The following is a 1,067-nucleotide window of genomic DNA, read 5'->3' as shown; positions in this document are numbered from 1 at the left end:
GTACAGGACACGCGCCGCCGCTGCCTGCTGTACCTGGGCGCGCGCCCCGCGGCCGCCTACGCTGGCGGCATGACGACAACGACCACCTGGACCAACTTCATGCCCCTGGCCAGCTACTGCTTCCTGATGTCGAGCACGCCGGGCCCCAACAACGTGATGCTGACCGCCGCGGGCGCCAGCTTCGGCTATCGCAGCACCTTGCCCCATCTGGTCGGCATCAACGCCGGCGTGGCGCTGCAGACCTTCCTGATGTGCCTGGGCCTGGCCCGGCTGTTCGCGGCCTGGCCGCCGCTGCACGACGTGCTGCGCGTCGCGGGCTCGCTCTATCTGCTGGTGCTGGCCTGGCAGCTGGCCGGCGCGCGGCCCGCGGCCGAGGGCGGTCGGCAGCGGCCGCTGTCGTTCGGGCAGGGCATGCTGTTCCAGGCGGTCAATCCGAAGAGCTGGGTGAAGGCGCTGACGCTCGGCTCGGTCTTCATGCCCGATGGCCTGGCCCCGCTGCCGGGCGCGGCGCTGGTGGCCGGCCTGGGCTGGGTGATCGGGTTTCCGTGTTCGTCGATGTGGGTGCTGTTCGGCGTCGGCATCCGGCGCTGGCTGGCCAATCCGCGCCGCCGCCAGGCCTTCAATGCACTGATGGGCGCCAGCCTCTTCGTGCTGGCGATCGAATTGCTCCGAGAATCCTGAGAAGCTGTGAACCGATGTTTGCCCTGGACCGCCATTCCCCCACGCCGCTGGCCGACCAGGTCGAGACGCGCCTGGCCGAGCTGATCACCGCCGGCCAGTTGCCGGCCGGCGCGCGCCTGCCCTCGATCCGGCAACTGGCGTCGCAGCTGGCCGTCAGCCCGCAGACCGTCGTCACCGCCTATGACCGGCTGGCCGCGCTGGGCCGCATCGATTCGCGCGGCACGGCCGGCTTCTTCGTCCGCGCCGGTCCGGCGGCGCCGGCTGAAGAATCCGCGCTGCTGGAAGCCGGCGAGGAACAGGAGCCCGTCTGGCTGGCCCAGCAGGCCAACGACCAGCGCGCCGGCCGCGTGCTGGCCAGCAGCGGCGCGCTGCCGGCCGCCTGGCTG

2 protein-coding genes are annotated in these 1,067 nt (G+C 72.1%); both read left to right on the top strand.

The window, feature by feature from the left end; translation table 11 throughout:
- On the top strand, positions 1 to 681 hold a 681-nt coding region (locus tag B0W88_RS31905), incomplete at its 5' end, for a LysE family translocator (protein ID WP_369973976.1).
- A gap of 14 nt (positions 682 to 695) precedes the next feature.
- Positions 696 to 1,067, top strand: a 372-nt coding sequence (locus tag B0W88_RS31900; RefSeq protein WP_144007151.1) for a GntR family transcriptional regulator, incomplete at its 3' end; no start/stop codon positions are given.

The sequence above is a fragment of the Pelomonas sp. KK5 genome (assembly GCF_001984095.1).
Lineage (GTDB): Bacteria > Pseudomonadota > Gammaproteobacteria > Burkholderiales > Burkholderiaceae_C > KK5.
This window is presented reverse-complemented; position numbering and strand designations above follow the sequence as displayed.